General features: G+C 53.1%; 25 protein-coding genes and 4 pseudogenes. 7 read left to right on the top strand and 22 right to left on the bottom strand.

Annotated elements, in window-relative coordinates:
- Positions 1–285: 285 nt before the first annotated feature.
- The 4 genes from ABLV07_RS16200 to ABLV07_RS16185 form a co-directional block, all read right to left on the bottom strand.
- Entirely contained in the window at positions 286–1113 is an 828-nt protein-coding gene (locus ABLV07_RS16200; protein WP_348853785.1) for an N-6 DNA methylase, read from the bottom strand.
- A gap of 48 nt (positions 1114–1161) precedes the next feature.
- Positions 1162–1308: a hypothetical protein gene (locus tag ABLV07_RS16195; protein ID WP_047063287.1), complete on the bottom strand. Its 147-nt coding sequence runs from the start codon at positions 1306–1308 to the stop codon at positions 1162–1164.
- A 93-nt stretch (positions 1309–1401) separates the two neighbouring features.
- Positions 1402–1749 carry a hypothetical protein gene (locus tag ABLV07_RS16190; RefSeq protein WP_325896833.1) on the bottom strand — a complete coding sequence of 116 codons (348 nt, stop codon included), beginning with the start codon at positions 1747–1749 and terminating at the stop codon, positions 1402–1404.
- Between the two features lie 63 nt (positions 1750–1812).
- Positions 1813–2208, bottom strand: a complete 396-nt coding sequence (locus tag ABLV07_RS16185; RefSeq protein ID WP_047047640.1) for a hypothetical protein — start codon at positions 2206–2208, stop codon at positions 1813–1815.
- Positions 2209–2548: 340 nt separating this feature from the next.
- On the opposite strand from ABLV07_RS16185, the gene ABLV07_RS16180 reads away from it, so the two are divergent.
- On the top strand, positions 2549–2680 hold the full coding sequence (locus ABLV07_RS16180; protein WP_255344245.1) for a hypothetical protein: 132 nt from the start codon (positions 2549–2551) through the stop codon (positions 2678–2680).
- A gap of 261 nt (positions 2681–2941) precedes the next feature.
- On the opposite strand, the gene ABLV07_RS16175 is transcribed toward ABLV07_RS16180, so the two are convergent.
- The 8 genes and pseudogenes from ABLV07_RS16175 to ssb all read right to left on the bottom strand — a co-directional run bounded on the left by ABLV07_RS16175 (position 2942) and on the right by ssb (position 8245).
- A complete protein-coding gene (locus ABLV07_RS16175) occupies positions 2942–3064 on the bottom strand; it encodes a type I toxin-antitoxin system Hok family toxin (RefSeq protein ID WP_176483648.1) in 123 nt (40 codons plus the stop codon).
- Positions 3012–3122: pseudogene (locus ABLV07_RS16170) on the bottom strand (DUF5431 family protein); the annotation flags it as partial. The pseudogene ABLV07_RS16170 and the gene ABLV07_RS16175, both read right to left, overlap by 53 nt.
- A gap of 577 nt (positions 3123–3699) precedes the next feature.
- The gene (locus ABLV07_RS16165; RefSeq protein ID WP_329503084.1) at positions 3700–4023 is read right to left on the bottom strand and encodes a theronine dehydrogenase; all 324 of its coding nucleotides are present in this window, start codon (positions 4021–4023) and stop codon (positions 3700–3702) included.
- A 2-nt stretch (positions 4024–4025) separates the two neighbouring features.
- Entirely contained in the window at positions 4026–4748 is a 723-nt protein-coding gene (locus ABLV07_RS16160) for a plasmid SOS inhibition protein A (RefSeq protein WP_348853783.1), read from the bottom strand.
- Positions 4745–5176 carry a conjugation system SOS inhibitor PsiB gene (gene psiB, locus ABLV07_RS16155; RefSeq protein WP_047063361.1) on the bottom strand — a complete coding sequence of 144 codons (432 nt, stop codon included), beginning with the start codon at positions 5174–5176 and terminating at the stop codon, positions 4745–4747. The genes ABLV07_RS16160 and psiB overlap by 4 nt, the downstream gene beginning before the upstream one ends.
- A 45-nt stretch (positions 5177–5221) precedes the next feature.
- Positions 5222–7279, bottom strand: coding sequence for a ParB/RepB/Spo0J family partition protein (locus tag ABLV07_RS16150; protein ID WP_348853781.1), 2058 nt, complete (start codon positions 7277–7279; stop codon positions 5222–5224).
- A gap of 69 nt (positions 7280–7348) precedes the next feature.
- On the bottom strand, positions 7349–7573 hold the full coding sequence (locus ABLV07_RS16145; protein WP_047047796.1) for a DUF905 domain-containing protein: 225 nt from the start codon (positions 7571–7573) through the stop codon (positions 7349–7351).
- A gap of 162 nt (positions 7574–7735) precedes the next feature.
- Positions 7736–8245: a single-stranded DNA-binding protein gene (gene ssb, locus ABLV07_RS16140; RefSeq protein ID WP_348853780.1), complete on the bottom strand. Its 510-nt coding sequence runs from the start codon at positions 8243–8245 to the stop codon at positions 7736–7738.
- Positions 8246–8583: 338 nt separating this feature from the next.
- On the opposite strand from ssb, the gene ABLV07_RS16135 reads away from it, so the two are divergent.
- The gene (locus ABLV07_RS16135) at positions 8584–8715 is read left to right on the top strand and encodes a hypothetical protein (protein ID WP_255344245.1); all 132 of its coding nucleotides are present in this window, start codon (positions 8584–8586) and stop codon (positions 8713–8715) included.
- Positions 8716–8874: 159 nt separating this feature from the next.
- Here the strand turns inward: ABLV07_RS16135 and ABLV07_RS16130 are convergent, their stop codons facing one another.
- From ABLV07_RS16130 to ABLV07_RS16105, 6 genes are all read right to left on the bottom strand, one after another.
- Positions 8875–9126, bottom strand: coding sequence for a DNA polymerase III subunit theta (locus ABLV07_RS16130; RefSeq protein ID WP_161953543.1), 252 nt, complete (start codon positions 9124–9126; stop codon positions 8875–8877).
- A 197-nt stretch (positions 9127–9323) separates the two neighbouring features.
- Complete coding sequence (locus ABLV07_RS16125; RefSeq protein WP_087859285.1) at positions 9324–9824, bottom strand: antirestriction protein ArdA; 501 nt, start codon at positions 9822–9824, stop codon at positions 9324–9326.
- A 42-nt stretch (positions 9825–9866) separates the two neighbouring features.
- A complete protein-coding gene (locus ABLV07_RS16120) occupies positions 9867–10292 on the bottom strand; it encodes an antirestriction protein (protein ID WP_047063321.1) in 426 nt (141 codons plus the stop codon).
- A 511-nt stretch (positions 10293–10803) separates the two neighbouring features.
- Positions 10804–11034, bottom strand: a complete 231-nt coding sequence (locus ABLV07_RS16115) for a hypothetical protein (RefSeq protein WP_329503086.1) — start codon at positions 11032–11034, stop codon at positions 10804–10806.
- A gap of 44 nt (positions 11035–11078) precedes the next feature.
- Positions 11079–12008 carry a DUF1281 domain-containing protein gene (locus ABLV07_RS16110; RefSeq protein ID WP_348853778.1) on the bottom strand — a complete coding sequence of 310 codons (930 nt, stop codon included), beginning with the start codon at positions 12006–12008 and terminating at the stop codon, positions 11079–11081.
- A 474-nt stretch (positions 12009–12482) separates the two neighbouring features.
- Positions 12483–12713, bottom strand: coding sequence for a hypothetical protein (locus ABLV07_RS16105; RefSeq protein ID WP_072057463.1), 231 nt, complete (start codon positions 12711–12713; stop codon positions 12483–12485).
- 207 nt (positions 12714–12920) lie between these two features.
- Between ABLV07_RS16105 and umuD the strand changes: the two genes are divergently transcribed.
- The 4 genes and pseudogenes from umuD (at position 12921) to ABLV07_RS16085 (ending at position 14462) form a co-directional block, all read left to right on the top strand.
- The gene (gene umuD, locus ABLV07_RS16100; protein WP_348853789.1) at positions 12921–13346 is read left to right on the top strand and encodes a translesion error-prone DNA polymerase V autoproteolytic subunit; all 426 of its coding nucleotides are present in this window, start codon (positions 12921–12923) and stop codon (positions 13344–13346) included.
- A pseudogene (locus ABLV07_RS16095) lies at positions 13346–13810 on the top strand (DNA polymerase V subunit UmuC); the annotation flags it as partial. The gene umuD and the pseudogene ABLV07_RS16095, both read left to right, overlap by 1 nt.
- A 116-nt stretch (positions 13811–13926) precedes the next feature.
- Positions 13927–14178 carry a hypothetical protein gene (locus tag ABLV07_RS16090; protein ID WP_023317799.1) on the top strand — a complete coding sequence of 84 codons (252 nt, stop codon included), beginning with the start codon at positions 13927–13929 and terminating at the stop codon, positions 14176–14178.
- Positions 14175–14462 (top strand): type II toxin-antitoxin system RelE/ParE family toxin, encoded by a 288-nt coding sequence (locus ABLV07_RS16085; RefSeq protein WP_348853776.1) that lies wholly within the window; start codon positions 14175–14177, stop codon positions 14460–14462. The genes ABLV07_RS16090 and ABLV07_RS16085 overlap by 4 nt, the downstream gene beginning before the upstream one ends.
- Positions 14463–14872: 410 nt before the next feature.
- On the opposite strand, the pseudogene ABLV07_RS16080 reads toward ABLV07_RS16085, so the two are convergent.
- From ABLV07_RS16080 to ABLV07_RS16065, 4 genes and pseudogenes are all read right to left on the bottom strand, one after another.
- A pseudogene (locus ABLV07_RS16080) lies at positions 14873–15196 on the bottom strand (IS21 family transposase); the annotation flags it as partial.
- Between the two features lie 229 nt (positions 15197–15425).
- Positions 15426–15629, bottom strand: a complete 204-nt coding sequence (gene hha, locus ABLV07_RS16075; RefSeq protein WP_315709290.1) for a hemolysin expression modulator Hha — start codon at positions 15627–15629, stop codon at positions 15426–15428.
- A 106-nt stretch (positions 15630–15735) separates the two neighbouring features.
- Positions 15736–16218: a hypothetical protein gene (locus ABLV07_RS16070; protein WP_047047498.1), complete on the bottom strand. Its 483-nt coding sequence runs from the start codon at positions 16216–16218 to the stop codon at positions 15736–15738.
- Between the two features lie 33 nt (positions 16219–16251).
- Positions 16252–16488: pseudogene (locus ABLV07_RS16065) on the bottom strand (hypothetical protein); the annotation flags it as partial.
- A 102-nt stretch (positions 16489–16590) separates the two neighbouring features.
- Here ABLV07_RS16065 and ABLV07_RS16060 point away from each other — a divergent pair.
- Positions 16591–16799: hypothetical protein (locus tag ABLV07_RS16060; RefSeq protein ID WP_348861473.1), on the top strand; the 209-nt coding region annotated here is incomplete at its 3' end.

The raw sequence follows: 16799 nt of genomic DNA, 5'->3' as shown, positions 1-16799 counted from the left end.
CAGCAGCTGCCCTGGCGGAGTGGGGCTCGACGACTGAGCAGCGCAGCTGATCAGGAGCCGAAGGGGGCCAGATCTGTTTTACCTGTTATTGAATACATCAGAATTCAGAGCAGGAGCAGGAGCAGGAGCAGGAGACAAAAACTGAATAGGAAAAAGGGTAGGAATATTTCAGGGACAGCGCGTTATAAAGGGCAAGGCGGCGCGTCAGCGCAGCCTGCCCTTTTGGCGCCGCAGGCGCGCGGCTTTTTACGGTGCAGGCAGGAGGTCTCCCCTGCCTGATACTATCTACGCAGCTTCAGGCATCCCGCGGATAAAGTTAAGCATCGCTTTAATGCGCGCCTGGCTTGCTAGTTTTTCTTCGAAGTTATTCAGGTAATACACTGGCGTATAGCGTACCCGACTTAATTGCATTGTGAGTGTATTCCCGGTGATAACCTCAGCTGCTATTCCCAGTAGGGAAAGCTGGATAAATGCCATATCAGCGGCAACCGGATCGATATCGATACAGCTGCCAAACATATGCACTGAAGGATTAATATCCGCTTCAAGCAGACATTCTGCATAGGCTATCAGCATCCCGGCGGAACCACTGGCGGGATCGCTGACGGTAATGATGCCTTCGCGCCTGATAGTCTCGGTAATACCTGGCATCAGCATTCTGGCCATCAGCGTCTGGACGCTGTAAGGGGTAAAATATTGCCCTCTTCCTCCGTCGCCCAGTTCCAGTTCCATAAATATCGCTCCCAGAAAATCATGAAACTTTGCCTCAAGCGCGGATACCATCAGACTAAAGAGTTCATGCATCTTCTCGATATCAGATGGCTCGTAACGTTCGCATATTTTCCGGCATCGCTCGATACTTTGCGGCGTTCTGATCCCGGCAATATCAAGCTCACTTGCAGCCAGCGCCAGAAAATCGCTGAATACTTCCCAGCGGTGACGATGTCGGCCCGTATCTTTAAATACGCTGACAAATTTGTTCCGGTTGTACTGGGCCGTTATCAGGTTATGGACAGCCGAAAAATGTGCCTTTTCTGGCTGGCATGGTTTTTCAACAGGTTGTGGCGTCTCTCTCGCCATATCGAAAACATCAATAAAACTAAGCTGTGACATGAAATTTACTCCCGAAAATGCCACCCCATTTGGGGTGGCGGTTTCACATCACGCGAGGCCGAGACCTGCGTATACGGTGGTCATAAACTGCTGCCAGTATTCCAGGCTCATTGCCGGAACGTGGGCGCGCTTACCGCTACGCAAGGCATTTACAAACTCGTTCGCCTGTGCGACGATTTGAGGGTCAAATTGCATGGTTTAATCTCCATGTTGGTTTTACATATGCCGGATGCAAACTTTTGCGGGTACGTATCCGGCGTGGAATGAGCAGGCCTAAGCCTGCTTTTTTCATTTTTGAAACAGGTTGAATTCCTCCTTAATGCGCGTTTTAATTTGCGCATGGCTCAGGCGGCATACATCCCGAAACCGGAAATATCTCGCACCGGTCCGGGCATAAATTTCGGTCACTTCTCCGCAAGTCACTTCCGCCATCATGAACGTCTCCCAGTCATTGTTTTCACTTGTTGACCAGTTCAGTGGATACATCAGCCCCAGCGCGTTATGAAAGGCGTGCACGTCAATTTCAGAAGGCTTTGTTACGGCCTGTTCCTGACGGCGTAGCCAGTACGCGCGTTCAGCTTCGGCAGTAGCCTGCATACCGGGAACGGCAGATGATTCAGTAAGGTGTAAGTACATGGATTTTCCTTCTGTGGTTGTTGGCGACATACCCTGCCGCCGTGCGTAGTAGGATCTGCTCGTTTACTCTGCCAGCATGGCGCGTTCAAAAATCATATTGTCCTTAAGGCTCTTATCTGCATACGTCCACGCAGCCAGCCCCGTTTCACCATAAAGCTGGACGGCATATGCTTTAGCCTGTAACCAGGGCTGAACAACATGAAATGACAGCAGAGGCTTTTCGCGCATCCAGTCCAGAACTCCCTCATACCAGACGTTTTTACTCATGGCGCACAGGATGTCGCTGATTTCCTCAGCCTCTTCATGCTCAGTCAGCTGAATTTCCTTAATGCCGCAAAGCTCGGCCAGATATGCCTTTTGTTCCGCTATAACACAGGCCAGACGCGCTTTCGGGTCTGTCCCCCATCTTTTGGCAGATTCTCTGGTGGCGGCTTTTACGCTGTCGTTTTGTGTGCTCATCCTGTTTTTTCCTCCTGTCTGGTTTTCAGGTTTTCAAAACCATCACCCGTTGAGTTGCCGGGGCCGCGGTTTTGACGTTTTGCGGGGACCTGCTGAACCTGCCCCCTGGTTGTTACCTTCACCCGTTTGAGAGCCGTTCGCCGCAAGGGCGTAAACGAGCACGGCCCGACGCAGATGTCCGGGGTGAGCAGGAAATTTTTTTCGGTCTAATGAAGCGCAGCGGAATGGCCGGGGAAAATTTATTGCGAAAGGCAGAGCCGTCCCTGGACAGCCAGGCGGGTTGTGCTTGTCTCAGCCCCGGCGAAAGGACTCAAATGGGTGATACGGCACCAGGGTGGATATGAGCAGGAACCCGCCGCAACGACGGAACGCGCGGGCGCGAAACGGCGTTGCCCTTCAGAGTGACGGCAGCTGTATCGCCGGCACGGTGAAAGCGGCGTGGCCGGAACGGCCGCAGCAAGCGCGCCGTTGACCTCAGCCATCAGACCCTAGCCGTATGGCCCGAAACCCGAAGGGGTTCGGCGGAGCCCGGCAGGTGCGCAGCAGCTGCCCTGGCGGAGTGGGGCTCGACGACTGAGCAGCGCAGCTGATCAGGAGCCGAAGGGGGCCAGATGTTATTAACAGACAGGAAAAAGGGGCTACCGGCGAACCGGTAACCCCTTCATAAAGGCGCTTCAGGCATGTCAAACCAACTCAGCCCTGAAAAGGCGGGGCTTCCCCCGCCTCCAGGTTGCTACTTACCGTTGGATTCGTAAGCCAGAATTGCAGCGACCTCCCGTTGTCCGTCCCTCAGGCGAATTTCGCAAAGCGATTTCCGCGTCAGGTAAGTGAATATCAGCAGTGTGAGACACACTATCAGTACGCACCAGATAACGGTACTTCGCGGCAGTTTCATGGTTTACTCCTCCTTGCATTAAGCACGGTAAGAGGCCATACTGTTGTTGATGAGACATACAGGGGGCCTCGTGGGTTAATGAAAATTAACTACGGGGCTTTCTGCTTTCTGCCACACAACACGGCAACAAACCACCTTCACGTCATGAGGCAAAAAGCCTCAAGCGCCGCGGCGATTATACTGGTTCTGCAACACCTTTGACCATGAATATCATTGGGCTATAAGTCGCTCAAAGGCACGTAACAGCAGACTGAACATGTAAAAAACAACCGTCGCCGTGAACATTCCGAAGAGTATCGCCAGGGACACTTCCGGAGCCCCTGACCACATACTGTCACTCCTGAGCACCAGGAATGAAAATACCGCACTGAGCCCAACAAGAGACAACAACTGTAGAATAAACGCCAGCCTCCTGGTTGTAAGGATACTAAGGAGCAGATATCCATACCCAACGGCAATAACAGTAATTACAACGAACATTCGTAAAAAATGAGTAAAAGCGTACTGAATATCTGTCATAACGCGTTTCCATCCTGAGTAACTTTAACTTATACCGGTGCCCGCCGGACCATAATAAAAGGGATTATATAACCGCTTTACTTCGGTGATATCCCACGAAAATATGCAGGACGGGCCTCCAGTTCCCTCTCGATCAGTTCGTCAACAAATAACGGGGCGATACGATTCACTCTCGCTGTCAGATTACGACGACGGGCTGCAGCTTTCCTTTCCTCGCTCCAGCGCCGTATTGGTTTGTCACTGAGAAAATCGACACACACCGCATACCCTGCCCCGGCAATCCATAAAGACATTATCGATTCCGGCGCTGATTGCCCGGCTTCAACTTCAGCCATAGCCAGAACCTCTTTCCCGGGACACGGTGATGGTAATTTCCATCGCAGTGAATATCGCCATTTCATGATTATCTCCCGCCTGTCAGTTTATTTGGCACCTGCCAGCGTTCCCGCTCAAGGATGCTATCTCCGGACTCCCTGACAATAAAACTGATTTCATGCATGATCTCGTACAACGGTGCATTACTGCAGCGCAGCCAGACCAGTTCCCTGAGAGAAGCGAATCGCGTCTGCCAGCGCCAGAAAACAGGTTCAAGTTCACTCGCGTCAAACTCGTCGGCCCACCGGCGGTACCAGCTGACAACGGTTTCCGGAGACTGGAAGTTCAGTTCGGTAACCGCCTGCCCCAGGAGATTCTGACGAAGTAACCAGGCCTGTTCGACATGCCGCGCTTCACGACGCATCTTGCGGGTGAATACAATCTTCTGGCGCTGTAGCCTGCGTTCAGTACGGGTATGACGGACTTCCGGAAACAGTTCAGCCTGAACATCCTGCGACAGCGGCAACGGGCAGTGTTCGCCGTGGCTGGCGATAAGCGTATCCAGCGCTTCTTCCACCTGTTTCAGGCTGGAGAGGCGGTCTTTCGGATCACGGTGAAGGCCGGGAATAGACTGAGCCACCGTGCTGTTAATACGACTGCTGCCCGTCAACAGTCGCAGAAAGGTCCGGACATGGGGCATTGATGGCAGGCGGGTACCGCGCTGACGCGCGTCTTCCACGGACATAATAGCCTGCAGCGCAGCCTGACGCGCTGGTTTCAGGGTAACAAGAGCATGGGATGACTGGATCATTGCGCGCCCTCCTGTGCCAGCGTGCTGATAATGCTGGCAAATGAATAGCCATCTGAGTCAAGACACGCTATCAGCGCCAGCGTATGAGTAATCAGTTCCGGATTAAAGGTATCCATTGCGCGAACAACGGAAAACGGCTGACCGCCACGGGTGACAAATACCACCATCCAGCGGTGATTCAGTTCCCCGGGGCTGCAGACTGCAACATCAAAGTGCCCATGTGCAGGCGTAAAGCGGATCTGAACCGGAAAAAAGCCGCCAAACTCACTTTTATATTCAGCATTGGCAGACCAGCCTGACGGTGAAGGCAGGTCACGCATCACGGCATGGCTTAATTCACGGCGAAAATCTTCACCGGCGGCGCGGTAGTCTTCCAGTTCTTCCGCAGACATGGTTTTCAGGACATCCAGATTAAGTACAGTTTTCATTTTTCAGTCTCCCTCTCGCCGCCCCCGCAGGGGCGGCTTCCGTGATCAGGCGGCACAAGCCGGGTTGTTATGGTCGGTAACGACATCGGAATCAGCGTCTGTATCGATCTGGTTCGTTGCCAGACTGAGTTCAGGTTTTGCGGCAAGCTGTTTCTGGTTGTCGGCACTGGTCATCCATTCCGGAACCCAACGGATTTTTGACAGGAAGTGCGCTGCATGTTCTGCGGCATCCTTTTTCTTCATTTTCGCGGCGTCCAGTGCTGCGCCTGTCAGTCCGGCCTGAGAGAGTGCCTGTACAATGTGTGGCTGCTTCATGTGCGAGAAAAGGTTATCAGCCGTCGGTTTCCACCAGTCGCGAAGATCAAACTGAATGGCGTTTTCCACCCCATCCAGCGAACTCTGATGTTTACGGCCAAATTCATCCTTGCCCTGTACACCATCAATGGAACAGGCGGTGCAGAAAGCCATCAGCGCCATCAGTGTTGTGCCATCGAGCGTAAAGAAGGTTGTCATATCCTTTCGCCAGTTTTCCGGCAGCAGGGCTTCAAGGCGTTCTTTTTCAGCCTGTATTGCCTGAAACGCAACGCTGTTTTCACCGTCAGGTGCTTCACGGGTCAGCGCGTAATGCGACACGTTCACGCTAATGCAGAAGGGCTCTTTGACGGACGTCGTGGTATGGAAAACCGAGTTACACATTTTCCAGACCATCAGTGCGACGGCTTTCTGCGGCTGCTGCAACAGGGCGGCCTGAACCGCCAGTGTGCGTTCAGAAGAAAGGCGCGTCAGCAGCGGGACACTGACAGAGTCCAGCGGATCGACTTTTTCAGGAGCCTGATCGGTGGATGCATCCTTCTCCTTTGTTTTTTCATCGGCGCGCAGCACTACTCCGCGCTGTACCGTCACTTCATGACCATTCCAGGAAACCACCACACCGGAGGTCTGCTTATCTTCATCCGTCCATGCCCGGTGTTTTGCCCGGTGTACTATGGTTTGCTGTTCTTCCCAGACGGCCTCCAGAGCCTCTGCCACGACGTCATCATTCACGCCGGGGTTCTCGTCTTCATACTGCGCTTCCAGTGCTTCCAGCTCCGCAAGACGTTCTGATTCTGTCCCGGAATATTCAACAGGAGGAACAGACTGCAGACGCCAGATTTTAGAGTCCTTCCCGTAGTGAGAAATCGGGTCAAGACGACCATCACACCATGACCAGCCTTCTGCTTCGCGGAGGTGCTCCGCGATGTTCTGCAGTTTTTCCAGCAGGGCAGTATCGAGAGAAGCACTTTTTACAAACCCTCCCGTTTCGCTACTGAACAGGTCAACACGGATCTCTTCAGGACTGAAAGCCGCCTCTCCCACAAAGCGAAATTTATTGCCAGTAGTGGAGACTTCTTCGGTAGTAATCAGGTCACGGATAGTGGTAACCGATGGTTCGTTATTCCATCCACGTTTACGTGCGGTAGCCAGCACTTCGACCTGCCGGGCCTGATCGTTCTCCAGCGCCAGCGCCTGACAGTGTTCGGTGGTGATTTCATCCTTTGCCAGCGCATCCAGAATTTCGGGAGCCAGTTCGGTCAGCTTCAGCATGCGCTGAACATGACGGGTACCGAACCCCAGTAAATCGCCAATCTGCGCGGGGGTTTTCCCCTGCTCTGCCAGAGTGCGGAACCCGGCGATCTGTTCAGACGGATGCATCGCCATCTGCTGTTCGTTTTCAGCCATTGATGCGGCAACAGCCAGTTCATCAGGTACCTTTTTCACCATTACCAGATATCCGGCATCGATACGGTTTTCATCCTGCAGCAATTGCAGGGCTTTCAGGCGACGTCCACCTGCTGCCACACCACACAACCCGTCAGGGAGAGAATGAACGACCAGATTCTGCAACAGGCCAAGCGCATCAATGGAATCTGCCATTGAGCGTACTTTCTCCTCCGGATAAGGTATGGTCCTGACGTTCAGGGGAGATTTCACCAGTGCCGTTACCGGGACATACTCAATCGGTGCGACATCGAGAGCCGCTTTCAGCGCTTCGGCTTCAGCAGCTTTAAGGGATTTTTTGCTGGTTTTTGGAGCAGTTTTTACCTTAGACTCAGTTGCAGACATAATTGATACCTCTTAGTTATTGATGAGTGTCTGCCGGACAGCCCACCTGTCCGGCTTTTTTCTTACTGCTTACCGCTGTTTTCGGGTGCCGTAGTCGGAGATATAGCGGTTCAGCCAGTACCCGGCCCCGGCTTCGAAATTCCAGGCACGCCAGATCATTTCCCCGTCACGGCGCACAACGAGACGAAAATGCGTACCCTGATCGTCCTCGATAAACACGTTGGTATAGAAAGCCACCACGCCATCAGCGTCCTGCCGGGTGAATTCCCCGTCCGGTAGCACCGGGGCAGTGATGACGGGTGATACCGCGTTCGCGTTAAGCAGAGTGGCCAGTTCCAGTTCTTCCGCTGTCGGCTCCCGCTGACGTTCTGGCTGGTTTAAAAAATCTTTCAGAGACTTGCTCATAAACAGTTCCTTATCAGGGCCCTGCCACTGCAGGGCCGGACAAACGGGTCATCAGTACGGGGCATCGTCATCCATAGGCAGATTCGACGGCGGTGGTGTAGTCCGGCTTTTACGTGGCTTCTTCGCCGGAGAAGAAGGTGCCGGAGACTGAGCGGGAGCAGCAGGTTCAGATGACTGCGGCTCGGCTGGCTGTGGCGCTGGCGCGTTTTCACGGCGTCCACCCAGCATCTGCATGGTGCCGTTGTTATTCACCAGAATTTCGGTGACATAACGGGTGATGTTCTGTTCATCCTGCCAGGTGCGGGTACGCAACTGCCCCTCGATATAGACCTGTGCGCCTTTACGCAGATACTCCCCGGCGATTTCGGCGAGCTTGCCGAACAGCACCACACGGTGCCATTCCGTATTTTCCTTTTGCTCCCCGGTAGATTTGTCAGTCCACGTCTCAGACGTAGCCAGCTTCAGGTTGGCAACTGCGCCACCGGAAGGGAGATACCGCACCTCTGGATCCTGTCCAAGATGACCAACCAGAATGACTTTATTAACGCCACGTGCTGCCATGATAAATCTCCTTAATCCGTTGTTTTGCCTTTTAAAACCATCACCCGTTGAGTTGCCGGGGCCGCGGTTTTGACGTTTTGCGGGGACCTGCTGAACCTGCCCCCTGGTTGTTACCTTCACCCGTTTGAGAGCCGTTCGCCGCAAGGGCGTAAACGAGCACGGCCCGACGCAGATGTCCGGGGTGAGCGGGAAATTTTTTTCGGTCTAATGGAGCGCAGCGGAATGGCCGGGAAAAATTTATTGCGAAAGGCAGAGCCGTCCCTGGACAGCCAGGCGGGTTGTGCTTGTCTCAGCCCCGGCGAAAGGACTCTAATGGGTGATACGGCACCAGGGCGGATATGAGCAGGAACCCGCCGCAACGACGGAACGCGCGGGCGCGAAACGGCGTTGCCCTTCAGAGTGACGGCAGCTGTATCGCCGGCACGGTGAAAGCGGCGTGGCCGGAACGGCCGCAGCAAGCGCGCCGTTGACCTCAGCCATCAGACCCTAGCCGTATGGCCCGAAACCCGAAGGGGTTCGGCGGAGCCCGGCAGGTGCGTCAGCAGCTGCCCTGGCGGAGTGGGGCTCGACGACTGGACAGCGGAGCTGGCCGGGAGCCGAAGGGGGCCAGATAAGGGGTTAGCTGTTTGTCAGTTGTTTTCTTCGTCAGTTTTCTGGTATTCAGGAGAACCGGCACGCGGCAGCTGCAGGCTGTTCTGCCGGTGAACCCGCAACCTCTCCCGGAAATAGTCGCGAAGAGACTCCGGCTGCTCACGCTCAACCATTTCGGGCACCACCGGCTTGTTCATTCGTTCCTGCCAGGCGACAGCTGCGGCAGCTTTATCGACAGAAACTTTGTCCTGATCTTCTTTTGAGAAAGCGGCAATATTCCACTGAGACACTGGCATCATCCGGTTATTCAGAAAGGGAATTTCGATTTTACCCCTTTAATGCTTGCCCGGCGACCTGCAACGGTGAGGCAGCTGCGCGGCGCCGCAGGCGCGGCGGAACGCCTCACCGGCAGGCGAAGCCTGCCAGGATTTTCGCGCGGCCGGACCTGCCTGCGGTGTGGCAGAGGTTCCCCCCTGCCCACCCCATCTCAGTTGTAAAAAACAAATCCATCGTGGTACACGTAACCGCTGCTGAACAAATCGCGCGCGTAAGCCTCATAATCGAAGTAGCAGCGCAGGGATTCAGGCACATCATTCAACAGACCGTGATCCTCCACAAAGCCATAAGCAAAATCTTCCTCACTTTCTGCCTCCCCGTAATAGGCGGTATCGAAAGCGTCATAATCGCATTCACCGGTATATTCCGCCCAGGCTACAAACGCGTCGGTACGCCCTTCTTCCTGTGCCTGTTTGAAGGCCGCGATATACTCCCAGTTCACGGAGGATTCAGACGCAAACTGAGACGGGATCCCTTCCCAGTCCTGAAACATAAACTCGGGGTCGTCCTCGCCAGCATGAAGTTCACGGCATGTATCCAGAAATTCGTCTTCGCCGTCAAAATCCGTCAGATCAAGCCATTTCCCGAAAATGCTGCCGCAGTTATATTTATGGTATGTCCCCACGTACACGGCCGGTGCTGTTGCATTCATTTTTAGCTCCTTAAACGGGGCGCCAGGCGCCCCGGTGTGGTATCAGTCCAGGGCCGCGTAAATAGCAGCGCATTCGTCATGGGAGTCGATGAAATTCCACAACTGCGATTCCCGCAGCATCAGGTGACGTGTCAGAGCTGCGTCGCCGCGTTCATGGTGCAACCAGATTCGGCGGTTGATCGCCAGCGCCGTAATAATGATTCCTGCCGCATCGGCACTGACAGAACGATCAAACCAGTTTTCCGGATTAGTCAGATGGAAACGATCACCGTCCGGCATCATGTAACCGCCACCCTCCGGAATACGAATGAAATGCCAGAATCCTCCGCAGTAATCGGTGATGTGTTTCTCAGCGAGCGCATAGACCTGCATCTCTCCGGCCAGAAAATCTTTACCAAACAGATCCGGCAGGAACGACAGACGGTCGGACTCTTCAACATTCAGCATGGTTTGATGGACGTGATACATAGCAACCTCCACAGGTTCATAAGATTGCGGCACCGGGTTGTGCCGTGCCGACACGACAGCCCGGCGGAAAGCGGAAGATGCAGGGGCGACACCGGAGGCCGCAGCGCAGATAAAGCGCGAAGCTGGTCTGGACGGTTTTCGAGCGAAACCTGAGCGAGAAAACGACGGGAAGAACGGCGAGCATCTTAAAAAAAACTGCGACCGGGCGAGGATGGCGGCGTCAGCGAACCCTTGCATCTGCAGCGGCCGGGCTAAAGTGAAGGCACGGCACTACCCGTCGCGATGCAGGAGGTTGGATAAGAGGTTTCTCACCCCCGTTTTTCGACCACAGGGAGAAAAGCGGAAGCAGATGTCGCAACGCGACAGACGCAGCAATAAGGCCACAAACCGGAGGGATGGGGCCGGGTGAAGCGGAGCCGGCGGCAACGGCAAGCCGGCGACTTCATTATCCGCGGCCTTAGCGTTCAACGCCGGCTTAACAGCTGCCCGTTTCCGGGCAGCCTGTGTATCGTCAGTCGGGATTAGACGTCTTTAATTCATCAATAACCGCCTGCAGAAACGCCCAGTTAAAGCCGATGTTCGCGTCATGGCTTTCCTGCGCCAGCTCCATCGCCGCGTCTATCGTCTCTTCATCGAGCGTACTGTCGAGCGCCAGGAAATCCTCAGCCAGCCAGAATGTACCACAGCACAATGCATCATCCGGGTAGCCAGCCAGACGTTCCCTGAATGTCTTAACCGTCATATGTTTTTCCATACGTTCCGGGACGATTGCTCGCCCCGCCTCCTCTATCCGCCAAAGTGAGCGATATTGTTGATCAGCCATTCAGGCCCGATAATATCGGAATACACATCGTCCCCTTCTTCAGCCAGTTCCCATTCCAGCGAATCCTGCAGCTGCTGTAACTGCTCACCTTCTGCATAGCAGGCATAGCCACAAAAATCGCCCCCCTGTTCGGCATACCAGTGCTCAATGCAGCAGTGATACTGCCTGCTGAGTTCAGCAATCAGGGCTTCATCAGGCGGGCTCCACGGGGTATCAAAATCGACCTGAATTCCCTTCTCACAAGAAAAAGAAATGTTCACCTCGCTTCCCTGCGGCCATTTAGTACCGTACCGCCGGAGATACCAGTCATATGCAGACGGGATGCCCTCTAACAGTTTTCCATTAAATCCATTAACCTCAACATCGAGACGGGTCGGAAGAACATGAAGGAAGTCCAGCGGTCGTCCGGGGAAAAACGACGGGTTATCGCAAAGTCGGTTCCACCATTCACTGACTTCACCTTTTCGCCAGGTATATCCCCAGTCAAAATATTTATCAGAATAGAGTTTTTCGATCACCCCCTGCTGTTCCCGTGACAGCGATGACAATCGTTTATTGCCAATACCCGTATTCAGCCACAGCCGATGCAACAAATGGCAGTTATCTTTGCTCAGTTCAACCTCTTCCTGCAGCGACGTCAGCCAGCGACTGAAAGCAATATTTTCCGGTGAATTGCTCCCTTTGCCCGCCTGAGTCAATGCGGGAAAAGGTGCATAAGTAAAATCCTCTACTGGCCGGAGTATGCCGGCACATCCTGCAACAAAGAGTTGGATCCCTTCCTGTTCGGCGCGAAGAAAATGCGAGGTCAGTTCCCCCGACAGCAGGTTGCGGATCCCCGCAATGTCTGCCTCTTCACCATAAAAATACAGCCTGTTAGCACACCAGTTCGGCATGTTCCTACCTCCGTTAACGTGACAGTGACGGCCTGTGCCGTGCCGACACGACAGCCCGGCGGAAAGCGGAAGATGCAGGGGCGACACCGGAGGCCGCAGCGCAGATAAAGCGCGAAGCTGGTCTGGACGGTTTTCGAGCGAAACCTGAGCGAGAAAACGACGGGAAGAACGGCGAGCATCATAAAAAAAACTGCGACCGGGCGAGGATGGCGGCGTCAGCGAACCCTTGCATCTGCCGCAGCCGGGCTACAGTGAAGGCACGGCACAGATGGACTGCACCTGTCCACAAAGCAGGTCCCCTAACTCTGTGGATAACCTGGAGGCAGATCTCTGCAGAGCGCATACCAACGGGAATGAGCTGAGAAGGTTATTTTTTGCACTAACCTGGTATGAAAATGGATGAGCTGGATGAGAGGATTTAGCAGAAATCGGGGCTCATAAGGAGCCTGCGTGGCTTCTTCCGGGTGTGCATCCCTAACGGTGTTCTGGCTTATCACTGGCCAGTGAGATGCCAACGTACATCCCGGCCCCCCAGGCTATCTGCGAAAGAACAAAAACCCACTGGGGGACGTCAAGGAACAGCAAAGGTAGAAGGCAACAAGTGACTATCAGGATCAGGCGGCTACCGAATTTCCGACGCACAGGCTCAGTTGCATCAACGGGAACTCCGGCATATCGCAGAATTTTTCTGAAACCAGGGGTCACAGGAACCTCAACAGCACAAATATGATGAGATTCATTATATTACATTTTGTTAGATAAAGGTGCCCTGCCGCGTCTCCACCTGCTGCAACAACTGTTTTTTTTGTTTCCACAGCAATCGGTTAGCACCAGACGCAAGAAGACTACTTGAAAAAAGACGGTCCACGAAAATAATACTGTATACACATACAGCTTTTGAGGTGGATAATGATGATGTTTATTCCTGCGGCATCTGAGGCTAATGAGTTAAAAATCCCACTATTTACTGAACGTTGCCCGGCGGGTTTCCCGTCCCCTGCAGCTGATTACACAGAATCCGAACTGGATCTCAATGAGTACTGCATTCGCCGGCGCCACGCGACCTACTTTGTCAGGGCTATCGGCAACTCGATGAATGATATTGGCCTCAAATCCGGTGACCTGATGGTGGTTGATAAAGCAGAACAACCCCGTCATGGAGATATCGTCATAGCGGAGATAGAAGGTGAATTTACCGTTAAACGGCTGCTGCTCACCCCCCGCCCTGCCCTGCAGGCGATGAACCCGGCGTACCCTGTCATGTATCCGGACCCTGAAACACTGCAAATCTTCGGCGTTGTCACAGCATTTATTCACAAAACACGGAGTACTGACTGATGTTTGCCCTGGCCGACGTGAACAGCTTCTACGCCAGCTGTGAGAAGGTTTTCAGGCCGGATTTGCGGGGCAAGCCGGTCGTGGTTCTCAGTAACAATGACGGCTGTGTAATCGCCCGTAGCGCCGAGGCCAAACGGCTCTCCATAAAAATGGGGACGCCGTGGTTCCAGCTGAAAGATGCTCGTTTTTCTGAAAAATTGTACGTGTTTTCGAGTAATTATGAGCTGTACGCGAGCTTAAGTAACCGCGTGGTGGCTTTACTGGAAGAGTTATCTCCCCGCGTCGAACAGTATTCAATCGATGAATGTTTCCTCGATACCCGGGGAATTGACCACTGCATGAATCTGGAAGATTTCGGCAGGCAGCTGCGCGGACACGTCCTCAGTGGCACAGGCCTGACAATCGGTGTCGGGTTTGGTGCAACGAAAACGCTGGCCAAATCAGCCCAGTGGGCGTCAAAGGAGTTACCTGTAGCCCGGTTCTGAACTGCACATTCTTTCTATGGCGCTAGAAAGACTTGTTAAAAGGTCTTAAAAACACTAATATTAAGACTACTTAACAGGTCTCAACAGGTTTAACAATGCCACATATCATTCTGAGTGATACGACTGCCAGCGTCAGTGAATTGAAAAAAAACCCGATGGCCACAGTCAGCGCCGGTGACGGGTTCCCAGTAGCGATTCTTAACCGGAACCAGCCAGCTTTCTATTGCGTGCCTGCGGAACTCTACGAAAAGATGCTTGATGCGCTGGATGATCAGGAACTCATTAAACTGGTTGCTGAACGCAGTAATCAACCGCTGTTTGATGTGGACCTGGATAAGTATCTATGACATATACCATCAAATTCAGGGAAGATGCGCTAAAAGAATGGCACAAGCTGGATAAGACTATTCAGCAGCAGTTTGCAAAGAAACTTAAAAAGTGCTGTGAAAATCCACACATTCCTCCAGCAAAACTACGTGGTATAAAAGATTGCTATAAAATAAAACTGCGAGCATCTGGTTATCGCCTCGTCTATCAGGTGATAGATAATCAACTTATAATTGCAATTGTCGCTGTAGGCAAACGGGAGCGAAGTGACGTTTATGCGCTGGCGAGTGAACGAATGAAATAAGGACAGGGGTTATGAGGAAAAAATTAACTTGGTTGTTTATGTTTCTGGAATTATGTCTCGGTATTTCTCTCATTATTTACGGGCTGGTTAAATATTTTGTTAAACCCTCGGTATCTGACAATTGTTTAGAGGCAACACTGTGTGCTACAGAAACTATAAGCTTTTTCACATTTTGGATATACCTTACGGTAGGCGTCATGCTGATATGCCTGTGGTATATGACTACCTGGCGAGCTTACCAGCATAAGGAGAAGGAAGTGAAATCGAAACTCAACCCCGAAGACTTTGTCAAATAAAAACCAATGAATAAAGATAAAAGGTTATTTGTAACCCTTTAAGGCTATTACTGACAGGGTTATCCCCAGCATCTGTGGATAATCAATATGTTGTGTCTTATCAAAATACATTACCTACCATATGTTGTGTCCCTGATGCCTGTCCAAGGTCACCAGACTTTCGTCGACCTGCAGGTCATACTGTTTTTTCTCCAGTGGCAGTGCCAGCATGGATTGCTGTTCCTCCATCCAGCGACCGCAGAGGCGGGTCTGGGTAGTTTCAGGTTCCGTTGATTGGCCATATCGTACAGCCAGCGTAGGCCGTAACGGTTTGCGGTTTCAACATCGACGGTGACGCAGGCGCGTCATTAACGGGAAGTAGAAGCTGTTACAGGTGTACTGCACCATTCGATCCACCTTGCCTTTAGTCTGTACCCTGAAGGGCGACACAGCCGGAGAGAGAAACTGAGAAATTTTCGGATGAATGTTGGAAGAATAGTCTGCAGCTGGATAAAAGCCCGTCTGTGCACTATCAACTTCTGATGGAAACCATCCGCTGGACGCTGATCCCGTAGCCAAAGTGAAGTCCTCTGTCGGTCTCCACTATTATCGCTACCGGGTATGCTGTCAGGCATGACCCGGTTTAAAAATTTCGAAGTTCCAGCAGTAACTCATAAGGTCCCCAATCCTATTTCACAAATTTCCAGACACCTGGCGGCACCCGGTCATATAGCTTTCCCATCGTCAGTTCTGCCAGTCGGTGATCGACAGCTGCATTAAAGGGTTCCAGTTCGTCGTCGGTCAGATCGTATTTGTTTTTTTCTATCACTTTTTCAAGCGTGTCACTGGAAGTACAGCGTCTTAGGCGTAACAGCCATCCCTGTCTGGTCATGTAATTTCTGCAATAGCACCGGGAAGAAGTCGCTTATCTTAAGTGGTACGCTTCAGAGCTGTCTATGAGACAACCCCGTGTTCCGACAGAACAGGACGGGAAGCAGTTAATTCAGCCCGTTATGCTGAACATAATCGCTGACGCTCAGGCCTGACTTGCGAATATCATCCGAAACCTTGCGGTACTGATCTTTCCACTCTTCTGGCATGTCTCGGAGAGCCGCTATCTTACAGGCCACACTGTAGGGGGTTCGACCCAGCTTTTCGGCCAGCCAGAACAGATGAACGCCCACCGCTTCGTCAGGTACGGATTCTAGGGCATCAAGCAGCATAGTCCCCTCTTCTTCCCGCCAGGGTTCGCCTGCATGCGGAAAACGTGGGTCGGGCACACGTTCCTTTTTCTCTTCCTTTGGTTTCGACGCTGCCGGAACGTTGGACTTCTTCATACTGACGCGCGCTTTCATGGCACCGATGGCAGCGACGGCCCGGACCAAATCCTCGCGCTCCTGGCGCGTCAGTAGGTTGTCCTCACAAATCAGGGCATTCAGATTATCGATCAGTGTATTCAGTTTGGGTTCTGTTAATTTCATTCTTCTGTTCTCATTCCTTGTATGTGGTATCTCTCAGTCACGACTCTCATTCAGCTGGATGGTGACCGGCGGTCCTGCATCAAAACAAGTCTGATACCAGCTGGCCACCTGGACGAGATCGCCCTCTTTTGTCTGGCGTATACCCCCGTCATCCGTCAGCTGCAGACAGGTTGTACCATCCAGACGGATCACGTAGGCCGTTTCCCTGATGGTGTAATGACCGTCATCCAGCGGCAACTTCACCGCGTCACCGGCAGCCGTCTGGCGTAACCTCATACCACCATGCCGGCAGATGGGACCGTGGTCCCGGTCGACACTCATACCACCATGCCGGCAGGTGGGACCGTGGTCCCGGTCGTCACTCATACCACCATGCCGGCAGGTGGGACCGTGGTTCCGGTCGTCACTCATACCACCATGCCGGCAGGTGGGACCGTGGTCCCGGTCGGCACTCATACCACCATGCCGGCAGATGGGACCGTGGTCCCGGTCGACACTCATACCACCATGCCAGTAGGTGGGACCGTGGTCCCGGTCGACACTCATACCACCATGCCGGCAGGTGGGACCGTGGTCCCGGT

The sequence above is a fragment of the Klebsiella sp. CN_Kp097 genome (assembly GCF_040064495.1).
Lineage (GTDB): Bacteria > Pseudomonadota > Gammaproteobacteria > Enterobacterales > Enterobacteriaceae > Klebsiella > Klebsiella aerogenes.
Note: the sequence above shows the minus strand (reverse complement) of the source record. Positions and strands in the feature narration are given on the sequence as shown.

Coding starts and splice junctions, on each gene's coding strand:
- ABLV07_RS16200 (WP_348853785.1), bottom strand. CDS start 1,113: ATGTCACAGCTTAGTTTTATTGATGTTTTCGATATGGCGAGAGAGACG.
- ABLV07_RS16195 (WP_047063287.1), bottom strand. CDS start 1,308: ATGCAATTTGACCCTCAAATCGTCGCACAGGCGAACGAGTTTGTAAAT.
- ABLV07_RS16190 (WP_325896833.1), bottom strand. CDS start 1,749: ATGTACTTACACCTTACTGAATCATCTGCCGTTCCCGGTATGCAGGCT.
- ABLV07_RS16185 (WP_047047640.1), bottom strand. CDS start 2,208: ATGAGCACACAAAACGACAGCGTAAAAGCCGCCACCAGAGAATCTGCC.
- ABLV07_RS16180 (WP_255344245.1), top strand. CDS start 2,549: ATGAGCAGGAACCCGCCGCAACGACGGAACGCGCGGGCGCGAAACGGC.
- ABLV07_RS16165 (WP_329503084.1), bottom strand. CDS start 4,023: ATGAAATGGCGATATTCACTGCGATGGAAATTACCATCACCGTGTCCC.
- ABLV07_RS16160 (WP_348853783.1), bottom strand. CDS start 4,748: ATGATCCAGTCATCCCATGCTCTTGTTACCCTGAAACCAGCGCGTCAG.
- psiB (WP_047063361.1), bottom strand. CDS start 5,176: ATGAAAACTGTACTTAATCTGGATGTCCTGAAAACCATGTCTGCGGAA.
- ABLV07_RS16150 (WP_348853781.1), bottom strand. CDS start 7,279: ATGTCTGCAACTGAGTCTAAGGTAAAAACTGCTCCAAAAACCAGCAAA.
- ssb (WP_348853780.1), bottom strand. CDS start 8,245: ATGGCAGCACGTGGCGTTAATAAAGTCATTCTGGTTGGTCATCTTGGA.
- ABLV07_RS16135 (WP_255344245.1), top strand. CDS start 8,584: ATGAGCAGGAACCCGCCGCAACGACGGAACGCGCGGGCGCGAAACGGC.
- ABLV07_RS16125 (WP_087859285.1), bottom strand. CDS start 9,824: ATGAATGCAACAGCACCGGCCGTGTACGTGGGGACATACCATAAATAT.
- ABLV07_RS16120 (WP_047063321.1), bottom strand. CDS start 10,292: ATGTATCACGTCCATCAAACCATGCTGAATGTTGAAGAGTCCGACCGT.
- ABLV07_RS16115 (WP_329503086.1), bottom strand. CDS start 11,034: ATGACGGTTAAGACATTCAGGGAACGTCTGGCTGGCTACCCGGATGAT.
- ABLV07_RS16110 (WP_348853778.1), bottom strand. CDS start 12,008: ATGCCGAACTGGTGTGCTAACAGGCTGTATTTTTATGGTGAAGAGGCA.
- umuD (WP_348853789.1), top strand. CDS start 12,921: ATGATGTTTATTCCTGCGGCATCTGAGGCTAATGAGTTAAAAATCCCA.
- ABLV07_RS16090 (WP_023317799.1), top strand. CDS start 13,927: ATGCCACATATCATTCTGAGTGATACGACTGCCAGCGTCAGTGAATTG.
- ABLV07_RS16085 (WP_348853776.1), top strand. CDS start 14,175: ATGACATATACCATCAAATTCAGGGAAGATGCGCTAAAAGAATGGCAC.
- hha (WP_315709290.1), bottom strand. CDS start 15,629: ATGACCAGACAGGGATGGCTGTTACGCCTAAGACGCTGTACTTCCAGT.
- ABLV07_RS16070 (WP_047047498.1), bottom strand. CDS start 16,218: ATGAAATTAACAGAACCCAAACTGAATACACTGATCGATAATCTGAAT.